Consider the following 23,429-nt stretch of genomic DNA (forward strand, 5'->3'; position numbering starts at 1 on the left):
TATAAAAATAGTAGGTGGGATAACAAATGACTATACAAACAGAGCAAGATGTAATTCACTTAATAGAAAACGACGAATGGATGATGGATATATTACAAATGGCAAAATCACTAGAGCTACCAGATTGGTGGATTTGCGCCGGATTTGTTCGCTCTAAAGTTTGGGATACTTTACATGACTACGAAATACGAACGGCTACACCAGATATTGATGTCATTTATTTTGATCAATTACATACAGATGAGGTTTATGAGCAATCACTAGAGAAAGCACTGGTAAATATGGATGCTTCTATACCTTGGTCGGTAAAAAATCAAGCTCGTATGCATGTAGTGAATAATATGCCACCGTACTCTTCTTCCGTTGATGCTATTTCTAGGTTTCCTGAAACAGCGACCGCTTTAGGAGTTACGCTTGACGAACTAAACAACGTCATATTAACAGCCCCATGTGGTATTGAAGATGTTCTTTCCTTACAAGTGAGGCCAACAGCTCATTTTCTTGAAACAAAAGAACGTATATATATGTACAAAAACAGAGTTATTAAAAAGAATTGGCAAAGTAAATGGCCAAACATAACAATCACATATCCAGAAATTTAGAAAGGGTGCTTCTCATTTATAGAAGCACCCTTTTCTTCATTTCAAAAAATGAATGACTTTTTCTGCAAATCTATCTGCTTCCTCATAATGCGGTGTATGACCACTCTCTTCGAATACAATACAATCTCCATTTTGAGCATCTTTATTAAATATTTCAATTTGTTTTTCACACGTTACTGCATCGTGTTTTCCTACAATTAATAACATTGGATTTTGTATATCTTTTATTTTTTGTAATAATGGAGTATGAACTGCTCCTTCTACTTTTAATCTATCAAAATGAATTTTGGAGCGATTTGAAAATACTTCCCACTCTTCATCATTATACAAACTCTCGTCTGTCACATCTTCCTTATAATTGTAAATCTCCATTCTATTTTCTTCTAATTCATTGCTTAGTCTTATATAAGCTTCTAGCAACTCTTCTGAAGTAGCATTGCTAGATGAATAAGCGATGGACTCTTCTGCTACTTCTTCTTTTCCATACTTTTTTAATAAATGCCCTGTCTTTTGTAACAAAGCTCTACTTGTTAATGCAAAATCGAAAGTTGGCGCTTCAAATATGATTTTCTCTATTGAACTTGGATATATCGACGCATATAACAATGCTACATATCCACCGAAAGAATGTCCAATGACAGACCATTTCTCAATTTGTAATACTTTTTTTAGTTCCTCACAGTCTTCAATCAAATCATTTAATCCAAAAGCTTCGTCCTCAGTAATTGCTTCTGAGCGACAAACACCTCTTTGATCTATCATTATTACATATAAAGAATCTTTTAAACGTTCCGCTTGATGAAATGAAAAATCATAGCAACTTTCTCCTGGTCCACCATGCAAGTATAGGACTGGTTTATTTTTAAGATTTCCATACGTTTCAACGTATAGCTTTTTCCCTCTAATGTTCATGTATTTCCCTGTTCCCATCAAATTCGCCTTTATAATCATCACCTTCTTTTTTTACTGAATATTATAACACCTTAGATTAAATAATCCCTATTACATTTAAAAAGACGATAATTATTGCAAGTGGCGCTACAAATCGAAGTAAAAACGCCCAACAAGTAAATACTTTCTTCCCATAATTTCCACCTACAAAAAACTCTGCTTCTAGCACCTTCTTTTCCATTTTGAATGAAACGAAAATACTAATAAATAGTGCTCCAAGTGGCATTAATATATTACTAGATAAGAAGTCTACTGCATCAAAAATATTCTTTCCAAAAATCGTAATATCACTCCATATTCCAAATGATAACGCGGATGGTATACCTACTAAGAAAATGCCGAAACCGATTATCCATGATAATTTCGTTCTCTTTTCTTGGTCACCATTTGCTAATGCTGAAACAACTGTCTCTAGTAGAGAAAATGCCGATGTTAATGTTGCAAATGTAAATAGTGCAAGAAATACTGTTAAGAACAACCCACCGAATGGAATTTGACTAAATACAGATGGTAATACGATAAATAGTAATCCAGGCCCTTCTGTCGGCTCCATTCCTAATGAAAATACGGCCGGAAAGATAGCAAGACCTGCAAATAATGAAACAAATAAATTCAATCCAACAATTGTAACTGCTGATTTTGGTAAACTTTCTTTTTTATTTAAATACGAGCTATAGGTAACCATAATCGAAATCCCGATACTAATCGCAAAAAATGATTGTCCCATCGCGAATAAAATACTTTCTGAAGTAATCTTTGAGAAGTCTGGTTGTAAGAAAAACTTCACACCTTGTATTGCATTATCAAGTGTTAATGAACGAATAATAAGAGCAACAAATAAAACGAACAATGCTGGCAACATATATTTACTTGCTTTTTCAATTCCATTTTGTACACCCTTTGATACAACCCAAATCGTAATGAACATAAAAGCGAAATGTCCCATAATCGCCCAAGCGGGATTTCCAATTGTTTCAGTAAATAATGCTCCATAATTTTGTCCCGGAGTAATAAGTTGTCCCGTTACTCCTCTGAATAAATAAATTAACACCCATCCACCTACAACACTATAAAACGAAAGTAGTATAAAACAAGTTCCAACGCCAAGGCGTCCAATCCAGTGCCATCCTGTATTAGGTGCGATACTTTTAAATGCTCCAACTGCTTGTTTCTGCGTACTGCGTCCAATCATAAATTCAGCTATAAGTAGTGGTAGTCCAATTAATACAGTAAATAATATAAAGATTAAAAAGAATGCTCCTCCCCCACTCTTCCCAGCGATATAAGGAAACTTCCATATTGCGCCAAGTCCAATTGCTGATCCTGCTGCAGCCATTATAAAACCTAATTTCGAAGTCCATTGCTCCGTCTGTTTCATCTTATTTTCCTCCTAGTTAAATTAATTTATATAAATAATTAAATTTTATAAACCAATCCGAATAAACCCTCCATTTCTATTTCCATAAAATAAAAAAATGGCTCAACGTCTCTATATAAAGAGACGCTAAGCCATTTACTTAACGCGGTACCACCCTTATTGATTCCATTATGAATCCACCTTAGTATAATCGTTTGATTACAAACCTAATATCGAAGGTTAACCGTTAAGATTTACTAAGAATGTGATTCCGTTCCACCTTACTGCTCCTAGGCGAGTTCAGGATGTCATTTGACTATGTCACACCAACCCATAGCTCTCTGTACAAATATACGACCTTACTACTCCTATTCAACACATTTTAATATTTAGAATATATTTTCTTTTGAAATTAATATGAAGTATATCGGTTATATTTATAACTGTCAAGGGCTATATGAAAATTTAATGAGAAACCTCTTTTATTTTTCATTATCCTTCGTCATCATCACCGTGATCATCAGTACCTTCTTCTTGATCATCGTCATCTTGTTGTTGAGATGACTCCTTTTGCTGAATAGCATTATTTACCGCTGTAGTAGACATGACTTCACCTGTTATTGTATGTACTCTTACATCAACCGTTTCTGTTTGTTTTTTTATTATAATTTGGTAGGTAGACGTACCATTTATATTTACTACACTTACCTTCTCGATAAAACCGCCTGGTACTTTTTGTAATGCAACTTCTTTCGCCTGCTCTTCTGTAACGACTTTTTGTATTTGTGAAGTACCAATAAAAGCACCCGTCGCTTCTTCAATTTCTACCATTACATTCTCATTTGCACTTTTCTCTATCTCTATTACATATACATTTTTTTCGTTCTTTTTCTCTAGTCTTATCCCTTTCACATTCCCTTGTACTTGCTGCACTGCAATCTCTTTTGCTTGCTGCTCTGTAACAGTTGTCGTTTGTTTCTGTAACAATTGAATTTTCCCTGTGTTTTTTTCGATCTCAACTATTGTACTTTGAGTAGCATTTGTTTCTACCGTTATTACAAATACTTCTATCCCATTTCTTTTTTCTAATATAGTTTGTTTAATGATCCCCTGTACTTTCTGAAGTGCCATTTCTTCCGCTTTTTCTTTCGTTATTGTATTACTTTTTAATGATATTTCTTTTGCACGTTTTATGTTACCACTTTGAGCATCTACTATTATTTCATATGAGCCTTTTTCATTTAAAAGGTTTACCTTATATACATCTTGTTCCCCTTTGTTTACTAATTTCATATTTTTTATTTTTCCAGGATACTGTTCAAACACAATATTCTGAATTTGTTTTTCGGATAATATTTTTTCTCCTTGCTTAGAAACAATACGTTGTGATACAAAAGCTACACTTACAAGCACAAAACAAAGTAACAATGCAACCTTCCATTTCTTTTTCATTTTCAAACTCCTATCTCTTTATAAAAAACGAGGCAAATATACGGTAACTTTCGTCCATTCTCCCTCTTCACTTTCCAGTTGTATATTTCCTTCATGAGCATCAATAATTTGTTTCGCAATCGACAATCCTAGACCTGTTCCTCCTGTTTCCCTACTCCTCGCTTTATCAACTCGAAAAAAGCGATCAAACACTTTCTGTATATCCTCCTTAGGAATTCCCATACCGTAATCTTGAATAGAAAAAAAGACTCTTTCCTTTTGTATTCCTACTATCAAATCGATTGAATCTTTACTGTATTTCATTGCGTTATCCAATAATACTACTAATACTTGTTTTATTTTTTGTTCATCAATATTTACAACAATCTTTTCTTCCTCTGTAATAACACGAAAATCCCGATTATATGTTTTTTCTAATTGTTCCGCAGTCAACTTGCATAATCGAACTACATCTGATTCTTTCGTTTCCAACTTCCACTCTGCACTACTGTTGGCAAGTAATAACATTTGATTTGTCATGCCTTTCATTCTTACTGCCTCGGAGTATATCGCTTCTACAGATTCCTCTAAAACATCTTGTTTTTTCATTCCCCATCTTTTTAATAATTTTGCATAACTTTCAATAACTGTTAACGGTGTTCTCAATTCATGTGAAGCATCTGAAACGAACTGCTGTTGTTTTTCAAAGTTTTGATGTAATAAATCTATCATTTTATTAAATGTCGTTCCCATTTTATGCAATTCATCTTTTGATTTTTTTTCAAGCGGTATTTTCTTGAATATCCCTCTATCTTGTATATGCTCCATTGTTTGTATTAAAGAGTTTACAGGTTTTAAAATGAGTTTACTTAACATTCTCCCCGCAAAAAAAGACGGAATTAAAACGAAAAGTGATGCAATAACTAATACATTTTTTAACATATTTAAATTCTCTTGCAAACTATCTAAACGTTCTGTCATTTCTAATGAAACGATTTTCCCATCATTCCAAATAATTGGTATTTTTATATAAGCGAATTTCCCACCATTCTTCTCATAAATTCCCGCCGATTCTTTTCTTTCAAATTTCGTATTTACTGCTGGGATTGGTTTTGTACTATCCACTTCTTGTCTAATCATTACCTTTGAATTTTCATTAATAACTCTAATCATACCGTTTGAAGGTAAGTACGGTTGTAGTAGATTTACTGCGTCTATTTCTTTTGCTGATTCCGCATTCATTCCTTCTATAATATGTACTGCCTCACGTTTTAATCGTTCTAACTCTCCGTTCGTTGTAACTTTATAAAACAAGAAGTATATAGAACTATTAATAAGTAACAAAATAAGTAGTAACCATACGGTAGAGAATAAATATATTTTATTTTTAATTTTCATATACTACACCTTTAAGACATACCCAACACCTCTAACAGTGTGAATAAGTGGTACGTCCACATTACAATCTACTTTTTTACGTAAATATCGAATATACACATCGACAACATTTGTATCACCATAATAATCAAATCCCCAAACATTCGTTACGATCTGTTCTCGATTTAACACTTGATTTTCATGCTTCATTAAAAATAGTAATAAATCAAACTCACGTGGTGTTAATTCCACTAAATGATTCCCTCTTTTCACTTCTCGTGTTTTCTCGTCTAAATATAAATCTGCAATTTGATAACTACTATTTCCCTCTTCTTTTCTTACGTTTGAAATTCTTAAACATGCACGAATTCTCGCTAAAAGTTCTTCTATTTGAAATGGCTTTGTAATATAATCACTTGCTCCTTGATCTAAGCCACTTACTTTATCAACAACTGAGTCACGAGCAGTTAATAAAATAATAGGTATTACAGCATTTTTCAAACGTATCCTTCGAAGTACTTCTAACCCACTTATATTTGGAAGCATTACATCAAGTAAAATTAAATCCCATTTACCAGCTTGAAACTTTTCCATTGCCTCTGTTCCTGTTTTAGCAATCTCACTTTCATATCCTTCAAACTCTAATTCTAACTGCACGACACGCGCAATTTTTTCTTCATCCTCAACAATTAAAATCCTTTCTCCCATAAAAGCCTCCCACATTATATAATCTTTTCATACCATTTCAGTATAACAAGTAATACTTTCCTCCAAAAGAAATAATACCCAATATTCTTTTCGACTTAATGAAAAAATCAGGAATGAATTATATTCCTGATTTTTAGAGAGACAATCCAACCCACTGCCAATATGCATAGTAAAATACAACCATTACAAACATATACATAACACTTAAATAGCTACTTAACTTTAATAAATCTTGTGGCTGAAAAGTTTCTCTATCACTTTCTTGAAATAAAAGTAATGCTTTAGAACTGACTGGAAAGGTTAAACAATAATTCATGCCAACAATGCCTAAAAATAGTACAGCTACTTCATTAAGCTGTAGACTACTTGCAAAATATAGTAATGGCGGAATAAAAATTACCGCTCTCGTTGTGTGAGATGTAATATATAAATGTGATGTGACTGAAAGAATAACAATAACGAGTAACACGATGAAAATGGATTGCTTATTAATTAGTTCTGTTACTAAAAATAACTTCTGCATAATCCATTGCGCCGCACCACTCTCCATTAATGATTTCCCTAATGCAATTGCTGCCCCAACAAATAAAATTAAGTTCCACGAGACACCTTTTAAACTTTCTTTCCACTGCATCACACCCAGTTTTGGTAAAGTTAATAAAAACACTCCGATTATCGTTACAGTTGCAATTTCCAAACCGTGAAACGACTCTGTTAACCAAAAAGCTACCATCGCTATTAAAATACTGATTGTATACTTTTCATTTCGCGATAATTCAAACTTAACTTTTTTCTGTTTCAGTTTTGTTTTTACTTCCTCTTTGTCTAAAAATAAAAATAATATTACACGACAACTTATAAAACTCATTATGAATCCAAATGGAAATCCCCATATTAACCACTCTACAAATGTAATATCCTTATTATTAAATTCCTTTAACATATCTAGGGCAATTAAATGGGAACCTGCACCAATAATTGTAGAACTTGTTGAAACTAAAATAACAGTAGGCATTAAAATTGCTAATGCTTTCGTAATTCTTCTACTCCCAATTTCTTTTGATATAGCTTGAAAAACAGGTAATACAACCGCTGCGCGTCCAGATGTTGATGGAATAAAAAAAGCGAGTATTTGAATAATCATTGTCAAAATCCCGCACAAACCGGCTATATTCCGAGCACGATTTACAACAAAGTACGTCATTTTCTCAGCTAAACCGGTAACTTGAAGTGCCCTTCCTAAAATAAAAGAACCGATCATAAGCCAAATAACATCTGAAGCTAACGAATCGAATAAAAGATCTTGCTTTGCTGTGCCTGAAATAATTAGAAATAAGACAGAGCCAAGTGCGATATAGGCCGAATTTATCGTTGTTGTTGTCCATAATATAATTGCACAGCAAAATCCAAACAAACTCCATTTTGCTTCCATCGTTAATGAAGATGGAAGCAAAAGAACTATTTCTACTATTAATATAAGTGCTATGGGCAGAATCCAAGATGGCTTAGTTTTCAGATGATCAGTACTGTTCACATATAATCCCACTACATTTTTTTCAATCATGATACGTACCCACTGTTATTCAACCGAGAAGCGATTTGATAACCGACTAAAACTGTACGCATCGTACTCTCTGTACAATCACGAAGCCATTTCTCCGCATTAGAAAATGCATTTTCTAATGAAGATGGCATTGGTAATATACTTGTATATGCATCAATTCCATAATCGTAATTAATACGTGCACCTTTACCGACTGTCCCAACTAATGCGATTACTGGTAATCCATATTTTTTTGCACATTTAGCCACCTCAGCTGGAATTTTTCCACGTGGTGTTTGAAAATCTATACTTCCTTCCGCAGTAAATACAAGATCACACGCTAGCAATAGTTTATTTAAATCCATATACTTCATAATAATATCGTATCTCGGATGAAGCGTTGCACCAATTAAAGCTTGCAGTCCAGCACCAAGTCCGCCAGATGCACCACTACCTGGCGTATGATGTACATCTATACCTATATCTTTTTTTATAACAGAAGCATAGCGCTCCAGTGCTTTTTCTAGTTCTATTACTTGTGCTTCGTTAGCACCTTTTTGCGGACCGAACACTCGCGCTACCCCCTGTTCGCCGCATAATTGATTAAACCAATTACAGGCAACATCGATTTGAACATGCCTTAATCTAGGATCTACTTGTGATGTATCTATGTTTGAAACTTGTAATAAAGAGGTTCCACCTTGAATTTGTATTTCCTTTCCATCTTCATTTAAAAACTTTACACCCAACGCTTCAGCCATACCAGCTCCGCCATCAGATGTTCCTGAATCACCACACCCTATTAATATACGATCTACCCCTTTATTTAAAGCTAATTCTATTAACTGCCCAACACCATGAGTAGTCGTTTTTCTAGGATCACGTAAATTTCTCGGTACAAGGCGTAACCCTGCTGCAGCAGCCATTTCAATAACAGCTGTACGCTCACCATTTCTCGTTTCAAAAACACCAAAATAAGATTGTATCTTTTCTTCTACAGGTCCCGTTACTTCTACTTCATACATTTTTCCACCAGTAATATTTATAATTGCCTCTGTAAAACCTTCCCCACCATCCACCATTGGTAAAGTCTCTACAGTAGCTAACGGCATGACTTTTAAAATCCCTTCTTTCATTATATCAGCAGCTTCCTTCGCCCCTAAACTTTCTTTAAATCCTGATGGTACAACTAAAATACGCATGTATTATTTCTCCCTTCACCTTGTATATCTCTTTCGCTTCTAAGGCTCATATTAAAGGTGAAAAAAGAGAGCACAATTAAGCTTACATTAAAAATTGATGAGAAAGTGCTGAATTTTACGAACCAAAAAATCCGTTGCACTATTGAATAGCGCAACGGATACATTCCTTTACTCTTTATTCAATTTTATTTCTCTATTACGGGACAATACTTGTACGATTTCGCGTTTCTTGCACTCAGCAAGCGATTGCTTTAAATTTATATTTTGTAAGTTTTGTAGTAACAGTAAGAAAACTTTTTTATATCATGATAACTACTACGTTAAAATTTACGAGTTTGTACGAGTTCGTTAGTTTAATATACATTCCATGTGTTTATATTTATCGCCCGGTAAAATGTCATCTCGCCTAAGCTCGTACTTTATTTTCTATTCTATCATTGCACATAACACTCTATGATGGTACAACCATCATGAAGTATGTACTTTTTAACAGCCTATTTTAAATTGCAACGTCTTGATAACCTACTTCAGTTACTTTTTCATTTAGCAAACGAATCCCTAGCCCATTTTCTGTATCCCATGTACAATTAAATGTAATTCCAATATCCCGACCGTCAAAAATACCTGCATAGGGAACAACAATCCCATCTAAACTTATCATTTCTAATATTTCATTAGTTGTTTCAACTAATGGATATTTTTCATTTACTTCAATATCATAACCTAGTTCCTGACGCTCTTGTTTGTAATAGTCTAATATTGATTGCAAAAAGCTTTGTTGTAATTGTTCCCAATTTTGCATGAGTGAAGTATATGCTACATATTGTTCTTCATCAAACTTACCATCCTCATCACCTTTTACTATTAGTGCTATCTCGACTTCATTTCCCAAAAAGTTAATGCTAGTATCCTTAGACCACACAAAATCATATTCAAGCTCACCAAAAACCGCATCATTTATTTTCATCTTACTTCTCCTTTTTATTTTTTAGCAAATCCTCCTGGCTCAAACGCCCCTGCGTTTATCTCACCTACTCCACCAAGATGCCCAAATCTTTTATTTATCTCTGTCGGTACAAGTTGCATTATTTTCACATCATTTACTTCATGCCATGTTAATTGATTTTTTGTTCGATATTTGTCTATGTCTTTCGCGGTAATCCCACCAGGTTCCATTCCAAATTGGCGAGCTAGTTCAACTGAGTCATTTAGCTTATCTGCTAACTTTTGGTCTGCTTGAGCAAAATTGTATGTCCTAGCCTTTGTACCATAATTTCCTTTTCCTCCAAGCATATAGTCAATTTCAATTTGAGCCTTTGATACTGGTGAAAAATCAGGAACTCCGTTTTTATATTGAATACCTTTAATGCCAGCTTCATCTAATATACGTTTCAATTTAGGGTCTGGTGGTGGTTTAAGCGTACTTAAAGATTCTCCTCTGATTCCTTCAAATTCAACCTTCGAATTAATTGGTGAAGGTGTCTGATTATACCTTGCTTCATAAGAACTAGCAAAATCAGTTTGTCTAAAAGCAGGTGGAACTTCAGCCTCTCTATTACCCGTACCCTTAACAACCTTACTCTCCATATACTGATAAGCCTCTTTCAGAGAATGCTGTCCTCCCCCTGAGACATTTCCTACTCCAGCCATGGCGAAGCCTTTTCCCTCACCTGGGATCCATTTGTACTCCAGTAATGTTTTTACTGCGTGCTGGATCTTTTCATTCCCCTGTAAGAAGGTTGTTTTTACGGTTGTGGCACCTTTGTTCCATAGACTTCCGATTTTATCGGCAAATCCTTTTGCTGTGGAGGCTACAAAGTTTACACCCTCTTTTACTTTGTGGCTGGCTGTTTTTATGCCATCGACAGCTGCTTTTCCAGCTTTTCCAGCTACCATTGTTACGCCTTCGCCTAGTTTTTTTCCTGCTTTTACAATCGTCTTCCCAAAGCTAGAAGCGACATACTTTATTCCTTTTCCAGCAAGACTTGCCACTTTTCCAACAGGAACAAAGTTTAGGAGCGTCCATCCTGCGGCGATGAGTCTTTCTTTTGATGATAATTCTTTTCCTGTAATAGGGTCTTTACCGGTAACTGCACGAATTGCATCATTTACTCCGATGAATTCAGCTGCTCCTTCTATTCCCTTTTCCCACCATGATTTTTCATTTTTCTTTTCTTTTTTATGGGCTTCTTTCAATTTTTCATTTTGTTTCTTTTGATATTCTTCATCAGCTTGACGAAACTTTTGAGCGATACGCCGTAATTCTTTTTCTGTAACTTGTAAGTTACGTATGTAAGATTCCATGAGTCTCATTGATCTCATATATTCCCCATAAAAATGCTGACTCGTTGCTCCTTGCCATTGCATTTGAATACTAAACATAGATTGATTGAGATTTTGTTGTATGGTCTGGCTGTGTGTTTGCATCTCTGATATGTTTTTGGCAATTTGTTCGAGTTGTTCAGGTTTGACCTTAATCTCCAAACCTTCTCCCACCTTCCTCTATTTTATACCAAAAAGAAATAGAACTGCATCAATTTTTACTTATTCCCTTTAGAAAAAACATCAAAAATACTGTTATCACAAATCGCTTCAATTTCTTCCTTTACAAATAATTTTTGAAATTTTGTTCCTGGGTTTAATATTACATTTGCCTCTAAATCTATCGTCTTTAATAATTCAACTGCATTCATAGAGACATACGGACATTCTTCTGGAATAACCATTTCTAAATGTTTCAAATCAGAATACAGTGGTAACATTAATCCTTCTTCCATTTCAAAATAATGAATTTGCAATTGTGTATTTTCAGTTGAAATCAAATTTCCTTCTTCATCTACAGTTGTATCGCCCTCTACCGAAGCAACAACGTACAAATTTGATTTCTGTAATATCTCATAAAAACGAACTCTTTTTTCTTCATTCTGTAAAGCCTCCACTAACGCCTCATCTAATGGACAAATTTCTAGTAAACTCATTGAACTTCACTCCTTATGCGAAATTTAAATTCGTTATTTTTGAATATTGATTACTGGTACTTCTTTTGAATCATTAGTTCTATTCACTAGATTTAAGTAGAAATGTGATACTGTAGTAGTGTAATATGGCGAAATCCAAAGGTATGGGAGATTTAGTGTAAACATTCCCACCAATGAACCTAAAATAAACCAACCAATGAAACTTAACCAAGTGATAAATAAATCTAACTTATGTCCTTTCATCATCATTTTACTTTTTTTAATGGCTTCACTTGCTGTACATTCTGGATCCTCTAACATAATGTAGTAAGCCATAGAATAAGAGAAAAATTTAATAATACCTGGAACAATGAACAAAAGACTCCATAAGCTAATAAATATTGTTTGTAAGATACCTAGTTTCATAGCTCTAAATATATTATTTGAATTGAAACCAGCAAATAAATCACCTATTGTAGTAGATTCATTTTTCGCTAAACGTAATGTGATTGTATTATAGCCGTAACTCATAACACTTTGTACAACAATATAAAGAATAAAAATAATAGCCCATACAATAATTTGAGATAAAATAAATCCAAAATTAATTTGAGGTTCGCCGTATGCATAATATACAAAGTTCTCGGGTCCTATAACGTCTATAAACAAACCAAAAATTAGAAATACTACTATTCCAATGATATACATACTGGCTACGGGAATGAGGTAATTAAGAAACGTTGAACCTACTCCTAATCCCCACTGGCCTTTCAATGAGGACAATGCTTCCCTTTTTAAATTGCTAATCATCTTTTTTCCACCTTTCAAATTCACCATTGCAAATAGCGTGACTATGATGAATAATTAATGAGTTTAGTATAATTCAAATTTCTACTAAACTCATTAATATTTACTCCTTATGCGGAATAATTTCGCCATCTTACGCAAAGTAAGATGGCGAATGTTAAATCCAATTATTTTTTAACGTTCATAGCTTTAATTTTTTCTACATTCTCTTTTGCTTGTTTCGTTATTTCTCCATTAATAGCATTTGCATATTTATCACGACTTAAAAATTCAAAACATTTATATGCATTATTCGTATCAGTTGCGGACATATATCCTGCACCTTTATTAAACATTTTTAGAGCTACCGTATTCATCCATTCTTTTGCATCTGCTTCTGGATATCCTAGTTCCATAGAGTGGTAAGTTAATTCAATTGCTGAAGCTAAATCTTCAATCGTATCTTTATTCCCGCTTACCTTTGCAGCTTCAAATGTACTCAAATACTCAATTGCCGCTTTTACCCCATCTTTAATTCCTAGCTCTTCAATACCTGGCGTTTTATATAAAATTTGATAATTGTTTAAAGCTGATTTATATTGCGTTTTTTCTAACTGTTTTGCTTCTTTAATTACAAGACCAGCAACATTAGAAAATCCTGTTTTGTCAACAACACCGCGTGAAGCTGCTTGACCATAATAATGTAAAGCATTATAAAGGCTCGTTTGTCCTTCTTTATTTGCTTCATCACCTGCTAATTGCACAAGTTGAATTCCCTCCATTTTTTTTGATGCATTATCAATCATATTCATACCACTAATTTGGCCAATCGTTTTATCAATATCTTTTAACTGTGCAAGTAATGTATATGATGGTAATAATGTTTTACCTACTTCACTTTGCCATCCTGTCGTTCCATTCATTTTATTCCATTCATTTTCTGTATCTGTCCATAATTTATTCGCATAATTAACCATTTCTTCTCTTGACCGCTCCAATGGGTGCTTTGTACGAATTGCATTTGCAATATTTAATACCGCTGTATAATATTCTCCATTATTTGCAGCATCGTTTGCTTTTCTTTCAAACATTAGCGGCATTAATAACTGATGAGATTCATCTTGAATAGATTTTTCTACTCTTTCTGTATTTGCTAATAAATTCGCTTTATTTATAGCATCTTCCACTTTGAAATTAGAATCTTTAATTTGTCCACGAAGTCCCTCTACAGCCGCACTAAATTGCTTTTCTAATTTTTCTTTTTGTTCTCCTGTTGCACCGTCAATATACTGATTTGCTAATAGTAAAGCATTTTCATATTGAGGATTCGCTGGATTTAAATATGTTTCTATTTGCTCGATTTCTTGACTAAATGGTTCAGATTTTACTTGTGCTTTTTGAGTACTTGAATCGATATTACTTGTTTTCTCGTTATTTTTGGCACCTTCAGTCTTTTCATCTTTTTGGTTTTTCTCAGTTGTTGTACTTGTTGCCTCATTTTCACTTACCTTTTCTTTTGTAACTGCATTTGCTTCATTACTTTCAGTATCTTCTTTTACTTGGCTTGCATTTTTTTTCGTTTCAGTTGCAGACAGCACTACTGATGTTTGGATATTAAGGTTCTTTAATTCTTCTTGTAATAGCTTGTTGAAAATATCTTCTACATCTTGATTCGCTTTTTCTACTAATGTAGGATCCACACTTTCAAATACTGATGTAACTAAATAAAATTTACTTAACGCTTGTTCTAAAGATGCTACATCCCCTGTATTTGACCACTCTCTTTTTTCTTCTGTTGCTGTTTGATAAACTTTTTCTGCTACAGATTTAATATAATCCTTCTTATTTTCACTTAAATATCTTTGTAGCTCTTCTTGAGTGGTAACCGATTCATTTAGTACATTCATTTGATTACGTAAATAGAATAGTGCTCTCTCATTTGAATATTCACCACTTGTAAGAATTTGTTCTACATTATCTAATGCTAGCTTATGTTCAGCTATTGATTTTGATTTTGATGGTGTATTCAATTGGCTAACGAGCGTCCAGTCTTCTTTTTTGCTATAGTAGTTTGTTAAATTATTTAATGCATTTTCATCCAGTTCTTTTTGACTCGTATAAAAATCATTAAAGAAGACAGATGAGTAGTATTTTCCATTTCCAGCGTACCACTCAACTAAAATATCTCCCGTTTTTGGTGATACTGTAATTGTTGGGTGTGTTGGTTCTGGATCTGGCTTTGGATCTGGTTTTGGATCTGGTTTTGGATCTGGTTTTGGACCCGGATTTGGTTCTGGATTTGGACCCGGATTTGGTTCTGGATTTGGACCCGGATTTGGTTCTGGTTTTGGACCCGGATTTGGTTCTGGTTTTGGATTTGGGTTTGGCTCTGGATTTGGATCTGGCTTTTTCCCATCTCCTTCTTGTCCATTAAGTTGTTGTTTATTATCATTCTCTTTTCCCGGTTCAGGCAAATTTCCCGTCGGTTCCGCCACAGGTCCAACCATATTAGTTGGTAAATCTAGTTTTTGTGGAGTTGGTGCATCCGATAATTTGATTTGTGGATCTTTCTTTTCCACCGATACTTCATCTGGTTTATACGTTACTGGCGTAATTGGAGATTTATTATTTCCAATTAAGTCTGCTAAATTAATAGTTGGTTTTTCACCTGGTTTTTCATCTTTTTTTGTAGGATCAGCAACTAAATTTGGGAACATAGACTGTAAATTCCCTCCTGTAATACGATCATCTTTTTTCTCTTCTGTATTACTTGCTAGTTTTACTGGTTCTTTTCCTGCTGTCCTAAAGCCTTTGTCATACACAAGATATCCTGACGTTCCTAGTAAAGCTACTGACATTACTGATATAGCGACTTTTTTCCCTAAGTTATTATTGTTTTCCTCCATGTCCTTTTCCCCTTTTCCTATCTTTATTGAATCCAACCGTTTGTTTTCATTTCTGTTAGTTTTTCTTGCGCGGCTCTTACTTCAGATTCATTTTCATTTGCCTGCACTGTTTTTCTTAAGAAGCGACTTGCTTCCTCGTATTTTTTCTGTTTAATTTTAAACATCCCGAATGCAAAATTCACATGCGGATTTTCATCGTTTTGTGAGTATGCTTCTGTGAAAAGCTTCTCTGCTTCATTTCCTTGTCCCACTTTATCGTATAAAATCCCTATATTTACAAGCGTATTTATGTCGCGTGTTCCACTGCTGACAACTCTATTGTAAGCTTCTAACGCTTGCTGATATGCAGCAGTACTCTTTGCACCATCTCGCGTTTCATAAAATTGACCCGCTTCGTAATACACAATTCCTAGTTGATTTAACAACTCAATATTTTTCATATCTTTTTGAATCGCTACTTGTAAAATGTGCGATGCTTGTTGATAATTCATTTCTTTCTTCGCACTATCAATTAGATTTGTTTTATTCCAAATCACATATAAATTCGAAAGTTCAATTGTATATATGGCATTCTTTGAATCTTGCATAATAGCTTCTTTAAAAAAAGATTCTGCTTTGTCTAACTGTACAGTTGCGGTTGATAATTGACCTTTTAAATACGAAACAATTGCCTTATCCTCATTTGTTTTCGTACTCATTTTGACAATAACATCTTCCGCCTTTTCAAATTCCTTCATCTTCATATGACATACAGCTAAATCTCGCATCGCATCTTTCTTGTATGGTTCAATTCCTTTTGCATCATTCGCTAACGCTTGTTCAAAATTTTGCACTGCTTCTTGATATTTTCCAATGCGGAAATTTGCTGAAGCTAATAAATAAGCAGCTTCATTATTTTCTTTATCTATTTCTCTATCTTTTATTAGCTTTGTAATATAATCGATTGCAATTTTATTTTTCCCTTCAGCAACGTAAATCGTTGCTAATTGGAGATATGCCTCGTCTTTACCCTTCACAGCAATTGCCTGCCCAACAGCTTCTTCTGCTTTTGTATATTTTTTATCATCATAAGCTTGTCGTGCTTGTTCCATAAATTTTTGATATTTAGCGTTTGTTGTGTAGAAATAAAATAACGTTGAACCACCTATAACAACAACTACAGTTGAGCCAATAATCAAAATCCGTTTTTTATTCTTTTTCCACCATGTAGAAAAAGCTGATGGTTCACTTTGTTCATGCGCTATTGTAAGTGGTTGATTTGATGCTTTTGCATTTAAAATCTCATCATCTATATCATATTCCACTTGTTTTTTCGTTTGTTTCCGGCTCTGTAGAATACTAGTTGGAACTGTAATTGTAGCTGCTACTTCTTGCTGCGACTCTGTTCCTTGTCCTTCTTTTATCTCTTCAATAATGCTTTCAATTTCCTGTTTTAACGCCTGATCAATGTTTGGAAATTGTACGATTCGTGAATAGACGAAACAAGCAAATGCTGCATTGTTTTCTCGTTCCAATTCAGTAGCTAATTCCAAATAATGTTGTAGGACCATTTTTTTATTTATTTCAGGCTCTTGACTCTCCATAGTTTGAATGATATATGCGAGTTCTTTTTGCAGAGCTGTTGATGGATTGAGTGAATTGAAAATTATTTTATATTCATATAATGCCGCTTGTTTAAATCCTCTCTCTTCTAATAATCTTGCAATTTCCAAACATTTTGATACAAAAAGAGAGTGTTCTTCTGCTGACTGCCTTTCCGCATCAATTTTTATTCTTTCTCTCGCGCTATTAAATACATCGTACCACTGCGCAAAGCTTGGGCATTCTGCGAAAGAGTTACTACTCCATGCCTGCTTAAATAATTTTGCAATTTCTCCATTCCATTGATTATGTAATACTTGCTGAAGTAACGTATATCTTTCACATTCTGTCTGCATTTCTTCCGTTTTAAAGTAACTTGCATCCGTCCATTTTTTATTTCGAACTTCTTCACTACACCAACTTAATATTTCTCCTAATAAAATGGCGCCTGCAAATCGATCGGCTTCTTTTTGCCATACTCCACTTTTTAAATACATTGGTGCGTAGCCCGCTGAACCTGCTGGCAATAACAAAGGTCTTTTCGTTTTTGGGCCGTACATTTGTTCAACGTCAACAAGTTCGATATAGTGTTGGCCTTCAATTGGACTTTCACTTAAGAAAGGTATGAGTACGTTGCTAGACGATAAATCATTATGAGCAACTTCATTTTCCTCCATCATTTTAAGTGTTGTAAGAAATGCTTCTGCAATAAAGAAACATTGTTCTTTTGATAACATTCGTTGTTCTTGTAAAATATCCGCCCAAGTTGGACCTTCAATCCAAGGCATTACAATACTATTAGCAAGATCTTCTGATTTTTCGATAGCAGATGTATGTTCTTCTTTAGTAACAATATAGCGTGAACATACTTTAAGACCCGCTAAGGAAGAAAGTGGTTTCAGAAATGCTAATTGATGTTGTTCCTCACGATAGCGTTCCTTAAAAACTTTTAATGCAATTCGTTCCACACCATTTTCCTGTTGTAATTGATAAACTGTCCCTTGCCTTCCCTCTTGACCATAGGGCATTTCAATACCAATTACAGCTGGGTGTTTCTCAAAACGATAAACATCTTTATTAAGACTAATTTTTTCTCCTACTTCTGGTCGGAATCCCATTTTATCCCCTTACTCTCGTATAACAATTTTTCAAAAAAAGACCAGGAACAATAGCTCCTGGTCTTTTGCAATTGTTCTATTCTTAGTATGCGTTATCTGTGTTACGGAATTTATCAGCAATACGTTTTAAATCTGTTGAAATACCCTCTAAAATTGGAATATATTGCTGCATTGCTTGTTTAGATTGGATAAATTCTCCACGGAACTTCGCTTGTGTTGCCCCAGCCCATTGTCCTTCTAAACTATTAATATCGCCTTCAAGTCTATTAATTTGACTTTGAGCTTCTCCTGCTGCGTTTTTAAAGTTTCCTGAGATTCTTTCAAGTTCTTCTGGTGTGATTTTAATTTCTGCCATCGTAATAATTTCCCCTTTCAAATCATAAATGATACAACAATTAGATTATAAACTATATTCATACAATTTTAAAAGGGTTAAATTACAAAAAAATTCTATTTTCTTGTAATTTAACCCTATTTTAATATTATTTAACTCTATATTCAGACCATTTCACAATAATTTTATCTGTCATCGTGCGAAGTAAATGTAATGGTGTATATGCACATTTTATTTTTATTGGCTTTCTACGTACGCAATATCCATCCCCACTTAATAATTCTTGATCCATTTCAGTATGCGGCAGTTTCATATTAAAGAAATAAACATCGTTATTTTGTGTCGTTCCCAATAAATAACCAATACTTCTCTTTCTAATTTCTGCAAACCATTTTTCATGAGAATAGCTATTTAAGCTAGACGTAGTAGCCGCAGTCATAAAGTGAATCCCTTTATTTTTACAGTTTTGGACTATTAGTTCCATTTTGTTTTTCGCCTCATAATCAGTAGATAATACAGTTAACATTTGATCAATATCATCAATTGCAATGATTATTCTCTTATATGGAAACTCCACTGTTACGTTTGGATCTATAGAAGGCATTACTGCTTCTCTATCATTTATTAGCTCTAACAATTCATCTAACATTTCTTTTAATTGCACAGCATCTGTAACTTTCTTCTTCACATGAGGTAAATCTCCAAGAGCTAATATGCCTGTAGGTCTTTCACCAAGGTCTACTAAGTATAGCTCAACCTTTTCAGGAGTGTATTGGTATGTAGTAGTGAACAGAAGCGTTTGTAATAGCGATGTTTTTCCACCTTCTATTCTTCCTCCAATAAATATATGACTCATTTCATCTAAAGAAAAGCTTTGTAAACGAATATCCTCTGTTTCTATACCTGCTGAAATTTGGGCTGTTTCTAATTTTTCAACCATATGCTCTACAAATATTTCTTTAGGCACCATTGGAATAGCTTTTGCTTTTTCACCATTCCATTCTCCATTCATTTTTTGAATAATTGTTTTTAATTGTTGCGAGTACTCAAGTTCACTTTCACCAATAAACGGCAATGCTGCTTGGAATAATTCCGGCGGTTGCCCTTTCATTAATCCACGGCCAACAGGAACTTCAATTAACGGGAATTTAGGTCTGCCAACTAAGTTATGATATTCTGTTCCATCTTGCAATTCAAATGTAAGTGCCATCGGTATATTATTACGAACACGATCAAACATATCTATTGTTTGATTCAGAGAAAAATAGAAATATACTCCGTATGTACTTGATTCACGCAATAATAATTCTAATACTTCATTTTCTTTCTCGAATTCATTTTTGAATCTTATATAACCATCTACCATTACTACTATTGCTGGTAGTTTCTTTTCTACCATTCGGTTATACATAGAGAATGACTTTGCACCAATATTAGAAAAACTCTCTTTTCTATGCGTGATTTCCTTCTTTAAAAATCCGAATAGACGCTTCATTTTCTCATTTTCGCCTTCTTGTACAATCCCACCTATATGAGGTAAATCTCTAAAATCTAAGAACATTCGACCAAAATCAATAACATAGAAATTCACTTCTTCTGGTGTGTGAGACACAGCTAAGGACATAACAATGGTTTGCAACATCGTCGTTTTTCCTGTACCTGGCATACCATAAATATTTAAATGCCCTTCTTGTAAATCTAATTTCAGAGGAAATTGTGCTTGATTTGCAACATCATCAATTAATCCTACCGTTACTTGTAAATATTCTTTCGGTTTATTCCACTCAGCAATTGTCCAATTTTCCATAGCATAAAATTCTTTTAACAATAATTTTTCCGGTAATGGATCCAGCCAAGGTCCTGGTAATGCTTTAATATTTTCTTTTTCTGATACGCTCTGTACATATTGAATAAAAGCTTGTAATTGCTTTGGACTATTTGTCATTGGTTTTGGACGCTTTTTCACTTTTATTCTTTCACCGGAAAGCTTCACTTCTGTAAAGTCAACAATATCAAGAACTTTCTCTTCATCTGGATTATAAGGTGCTCCGCTCCATGCAGATTGGAATAATTCCAATACTTCATTGCTACCAACTTGGAGATACCCTCGTCCTGGTACATTGATTTTTGATGCATCTGGAATCTTTAACATCTCACGACTATCCGCATCATCTTGAACACGTAAACAAATTCGAAAACGCGAGTTACTCCAAATCTTGTCATTTACAACCCCCGAAGGTTTTTGAGTTGCTAATAATAAGTGAACTCCTAATGTCCTTCCTATGGCAGCGACACTAATTAGCTCGTCCATAAATTCAGGTTGTTCCTTTTTCATTTGAGCAAACTCATCAATAACAATAAATAAATGTGGTAAAGGTTCTTTTTCACGCCAGCTTGTTTCATAATATTCATCTAGATGCTGCACATTTCCAGCCTGAATGAATAATTTTTGTCTCCGCTCTAATTCTGCCTTTAATGAAATTCTGGCACGCTCAATTAAGTTTGGATCCTCTAAGTTCGTAATAGATGCAATAATGTGCGGTAATCCCGCAAATGTATTTGACATTCCACCACCTTTATAATCGATAAGCATAAATGCCATCTCATGAGGGTGATAGGTCGCTGCTAACGCTGCTATTATAGACTGAATCACTTCACTTTTTCCTGATCCTGTTGTACCAGCCATTAGACCGTGCGGACCATGCCCTTTTTTCTCTATTTTATCGTGAATATTTAGAAAAACAGGTTTACTTCCTTCTCTTACACCAATTGGAACCGGTAATGAAGTCGGATATCGATTTTCTTTCCATCTCTCTAGCACTTGTAACTCTTCCATGTTTTTAGCTTGAAACAAGTCTAAAAATGTTAATACTTTCGGAATGTTGGCTGCTGTAGAACTTTTCATTCGAATTGGTGCAATGCTTCGCGCTCCTAGTTCACATCGTTCAAATGAAAGTCGATCTACTTTAAAACTAGCACGCGTTGTCCCACTATTTTCAGCTGAACTTGAAAACGTTTCTACTAATTCACCATTTTCTCCATTTAAACTTATAACAAGATCACATTCCATCGGTAACCGTTCCTTTTGTTCCGCAAAAATAAATGTAGAAGCTCCTACACTTTCACCTTCTCTAAGTAACATTGGCGTTAAAGGATCATCCTCTATAAATTCTCTTGCTGATAAGAAAAAGACATACATTGGAATTAAAGGAACTTTTGCATCCGCTTGCGCAGAAGAATTATAGATTCTACGCATATTAAGTGGGGTAAATAGTACTTCAGCTAGTTTCTGTGCATCTTGTTGATTTTCAGATAAAAAGCGCATACTTCTCTGTTCATCCCATACGTGAGGAAGCCACCTCATCCAATCCCATTCTTTTTTCTCTTTCTCATGATAAAAGGCTGCTATTTTCACTTCATTTGGTGCATGATGCGTCATAATTTGCGTCGTTACAATTCGAATAAAGTTTAGTCTATCTTCTTTATTTCCGACTACACCAATTACATCGTTTTTTTTCAAAGAAATGGAAATGTGTCCATTTGGTATCGTATTGAAATCCCTTTTCACATTTTGCGCTTCTGTAACTAATGGATTTTCTTCATAACCTTTCTGCTCAGGCACCTTCAATTCTACAAGGAATGGTCTTTCTCCTGTACCAATACGAATATCTAAAAAGTCTGGACTTTCAGGTGTACGCTCCCATAAATTACTTTCCCGATTTTCAATTCTTTGTACACTTTTTAATGGGCTTGGGTTTTGTGTAATTAAATATTTTGCTTGTTCAACCTTTAACGTATCTAATTCCACTCGATGCTTTTGAATTTGCTCTAAGTACCTTGTTTGTAATTGTTCAACCATTTGACGATGTTCTTTCTTTTTACGGAAATGTCCCATCGTTGTAATTATATATGATCCCAACATCGGAATACTTGAAACCATCATTAATGGCATATAACTTGAATTCATCTTCATAAATTTCATCATTACAAAATATAATACCAATGTTAAAACCGTCATCATTGCAGGCAGTAACATTGTTTCAATTGAAAACTTCGGCTCCTCCGGTATATTCGGTGGATCATGAATAATAACATCCCCTGTCGGTATATCTACTTTCACACGCGGAGAGCGTTGAAAATACGGTGATTTTTGCACAAAACATTTCTCCTTCCCCATTCAAAAACTATTACTCAATGATTTTCCATACATAATCTTCTTCACTAGTAGATATATCTTGTTTAACAGGTTCATTATAAACTTCTTCTGCCGGTAGCATTTCAAAAGAAGGGATAATCGATCCTTTTTTATATAGCATTACATATTGTCCATCCCACACATCATTATCGCGCAACGTTTCATCATTTCGAATAGAATGCCATTCTTCTTTATCTTTTGCCACTCTAATTTCATAGATACCGCTCAATGCTTCATCTATTTTTTCATGATGTAAAATTGCTTCAATAATTTGCACTGCTTTCACATCATTAGGAATTGCAATATCTATCTCTTCATTTGACTGTTTTATGTATGTCACAATAATCTCTTCCACGTTTATTCACCTTTTTTCCATCGTGT

At 34.3% G+C, this 23,429-nt stretch carries 17 protein-coding genes and 1 other annotated feature; of the genes, 1 reads left to right on the plus strand and 16 read right to left on the minus strand.

What is annotated here, in order from left to right; all coding sequences use genetic code 11:
* Window positions 1-26: 26 nt before the first annotated feature.
* Window positions 27-602, plus strand: a complete 576-nt coding sequence (locus MKO96_RS03935) for a nucleotidyltransferase family protein (protein WP_240586738.1) — start codon at window positions 27-29, stop codon at window positions 600-602.
* A gap of 36 nt (window positions 603-638) precedes the next feature.
* Here MKO96_RS03935 and MKO96_RS03940 read toward each other — a convergent pair whose 3' ends face one another.
* From MKO96_RS03940 to MKO96_RS04015, 16 genes are all read right to left on the minus strand, one after another.
* Window positions 639-1,553, minus strand: coding sequence for an alpha/beta fold hydrolase (locus MKO96_RS03940; protein ID WP_240586739.1), 915 nt, complete (start codon window positions 1,551-1,553; stop codon window positions 639-641).
* Window positions 1,554-1,590: 37 nt separating this feature from the next.
* The gene (locus MKO96_RS03945; protein ID WP_076537359.1) at window positions 1,591-2,931 is read right to left on the minus strand and encodes a sodium-dependent transporter; all 1,341 of its coding nucleotides are present in this window, start codon (window positions 2,929-2,931) and stop codon (window positions 1,591-1,593) included.
* A 116-nt stretch (window positions 2,932-3,047) separates the two neighbouring features.
* Window positions 3,048-3,295, minus strand: a binding site (T-box leader).
* Between the two features lie 107 nt (window positions 3,296-3,402).
* The gene (locus tag MKO96_RS03950; RefSeq protein WP_240586740.1) at window positions 3,403-4,362 is read right to left on the minus strand and encodes a PepSY domain-containing protein; all 960 of its coding nucleotides are present in this window, start codon (window positions 4,360-4,362) and stop codon (window positions 3,403-3,405) included.
* A gap of 18 nt (window positions 4,363-4,380) precedes the next feature.
* Window positions 4,381-5,739 (minus strand): HAMP domain-containing sensor histidine kinase, encoded by a 1,359-nt coding sequence (locus tag MKO96_RS03955; protein ID WP_240586741.1) that lies wholly within the window; start codon window positions 5,737-5,739, stop codon window positions 4,381-4,383.
* Window positions 5,740-5,742: 3 nt separating this feature from the next.
* Complete coding sequence (locus MKO96_RS03960; RefSeq protein WP_076537349.1) at window positions 5,743-6,426, minus strand: response regulator transcription factor; 684 nt, start codon at window positions 6,424-6,426, stop codon at window positions 5,743-5,745.
* 133 nt (window positions 6,427-6,559) lie between these two features.
* Window positions 6,560-7,990, minus strand: a complete 1,431-nt coding sequence (locus MKO96_RS03965) for an SLC13 family permease (protein WP_240586742.1) — start codon at window positions 7,988-7,990, stop codon at window positions 6,560-6,562.
* Window positions 7,987-9,171, minus strand: a complete 1,185-nt coding sequence (locus MKO96_RS03970) for a glycerate kinase family protein (RefSeq protein ID WP_240586743.1) — start codon at window positions 9,169-9,171, stop codon at window positions 7,987-7,989. The genes MKO96_RS03965 and MKO96_RS03970 overlap by 4 nt, the downstream gene beginning before the upstream one ends.
* Before the next feature lie 499 nt (window positions 9,172-9,670).
* Entirely contained in the window at window positions 9,671-10,138 is a 468-nt protein-coding gene (locus tag MKO96_RS03975) for a DUF2004 domain-containing protein (RefSeq protein WP_048552315.1), read from the minus strand.
* Window positions 10,139-10,152: 14 nt separating this feature from the next.
* Window positions 10,153-11,655, minus strand: a complete 1,503-nt coding sequence (locus MKO96_RS03980; RefSeq protein WP_240586744.1) for a WXG100 family type VII secretion target — start codon at window positions 11,653-11,655, stop codon at window positions 10,153-10,155.
* Between the two features lie 56 nt (window positions 11,656-11,711).
* A complete protein-coding gene (locus MKO96_RS03985) occupies window positions 11,712-12,149 on the minus strand; it encodes an SseB family protein (protein WP_071708777.1) in 438 nt (145 codons plus the stop codon).
* Window positions 12,150-12,182: 33 nt separating this feature from the next.
* On the minus strand, window positions 12,183-12,938 hold the full coding sequence (locus tag MKO96_RS03990) for a DUF975 family protein (protein ID WP_240586745.1): 756 nt from the start codon (window positions 12,936-12,938) through the stop codon (window positions 12,183-12,185).
* Window positions 12,939-13,102: 164 nt separating this feature from the next.
* Window positions 13,103-15,820 (minus strand): hypothetical protein, encoded by a 2,718-nt coding sequence (locus tag MKO96_RS03995; RefSeq protein WP_240586746.1) that lies wholly within the window; start codon window positions 15,818-15,820, stop codon window positions 13,103-13,105.
* 23 nt (window positions 15,821-15,843) lie between these two features.
* Window positions 15,844-18,519 (minus strand): tetratricopeptide repeat protein, encoded by a 2,676-nt coding sequence (locus MKO96_RS04000; protein ID WP_240586747.1) that lies wholly within the window; start codon window positions 18,517-18,519, stop codon window positions 15,844-15,846.
* 82 nt (window positions 18,520-18,601) lie between these two features.
* A complete protein-coding gene (locus MKO96_RS04005) occupies window positions 18,602-18,874 on the minus strand; it encodes a WXG100 family type VII secretion target (RefSeq protein WP_002141592.1) in 273 nt (90 codons plus the stop codon).
* 127 nt (window positions 18,875-19,001) lie between these two features.
* On the minus strand, window positions 19,002-23,009 hold the full coding sequence (essC, locus tag MKO96_RS04010) for a type VII secretion protein EssC (protein WP_240586748.1): 4,008 nt from the start codon (window positions 23,007-23,009) through the stop codon (window positions 19,002-19,004).
* Window positions 23,010-23,040: 31 nt separating this feature from the next.
* Window positions 23,041-23,403: a ubiquitin family protein gene (locus tag MKO96_RS04015; RefSeq protein ID WP_060630646.1), complete on the minus strand. Its 363-nt coding sequence runs from the start codon at window positions 23,401-23,403 to the stop codon at window positions 23,041-23,043.
* Window positions 23,404-23,429: the final 26 nt, after the last annotated feature.

The organism is Bacillus sp. ES1-5 (assembly GCF_022487605.1).
Lineage (GTDB): Bacteria > Bacillota > Bacilli > Bacillales > Bacillaceae_G > Bacillus_A > Bacillus_A wiedmannii.

What these genes read in the sequence shown, in the direction of transcription:
- MKO96_RS03935 (WP_240586738.1), top strand. Translation starts at nt 27, where the DNA reads ATGACTATACAAACAGAGCAAGATGTAATTCACTTAATAGAAAACGAC.
- MKO96_RS03940 (WP_240586739.1), bottom strand. Translation starts at nt 1,553, where the DNA reads ATGATTATAAAGGCGAATTTGATGGGAACAGGGAAATACATGAACATT.
- MKO96_RS03945 (WP_076537359.1), bottom strand. Translation starts at nt 2,931, where the DNA reads ATGAAACAGACGGAGCAATGGACTTCGAAATTAGGTTTTATAATGGCT.
- MKO96_RS03950 (WP_240586740.1), bottom strand. Translation starts at nt 4,362, where the DNA reads ATGAAAAAGAAATGGAAGGTTGCATTGTTACTTTGTTTTGTGCTTGTA.
- MKO96_RS03955 (WP_240586741.1), bottom strand. Translation starts at nt 5,739, where the DNA reads ATGAAAATTAAAAATAAAATATATTTATTCTCTACCGTATGGTTACTA.
- MKO96_RS03960 (WP_076537349.1), bottom strand. Translation starts at nt 6,426, where the DNA reads ATGGGAGAAAGGATTTTAATTGTTGAGGATGAAGAAAAAATTGCGCGT.
- MKO96_RS03965 (WP_240586742.1), bottom strand. Translation starts at nt 7,990, where the DNA reads ATGATTGAAAAAAATGTAGTGGGATTATATGTGAACAGTACTGATCAT.
- MKO96_RS03970 (WP_240586743.1), bottom strand. Translation starts at nt 9,171, where the DNA reads ATGCGTATTTTAGTTGTACCATCAGGATTTAAAGAAAGTTTAGGGGCG.
- MKO96_RS03975 (WP_048552315.1), bottom strand. Translation starts at nt 10,138, where the DNA reads ATGAAAATAAATGATGCGGTTTTTGGTGAGCTTGAATATGATTTTGTG.
- MKO96_RS03985 (WP_071708777.1), bottom strand. Translation starts at nt 12,149, where the DNA reads ATGAGTTTACTAGAAATTTGTCCATTAGATGAGGCGTTAGTGGAGGCT.
- MKO96_RS03990 (WP_240586745.1), bottom strand. Translation starts at nt 12,938, where the DNA reads ATGATTAGCAATTTAAAAAGGGAAGCATTGTCCTCATTGAAAGGCCAG.
- MKO96_RS03995 (WP_240586746.1), bottom strand. Translation starts at nt 15,820, where the DNA reads ATGGAGGAAAACAATAATAACTTAGGGAAAAAAGTCGCTATATCAGTA.
- MKO96_RS04000 (WP_240586747.1), bottom strand. Translation starts at nt 18,519, where the DNA reads ATGGGATTCCGACCAGAAGTAGGAGAAAAAATTAGTCTTAATAAAGAT.
- MKO96_RS04005 (WP_002141592.1), bottom strand. Translation starts at nt 18,874, where the DNA reads ATGGCAGAAATTAAAATCACACCAGAAGAACTTGAAAGAATCTCAGGA.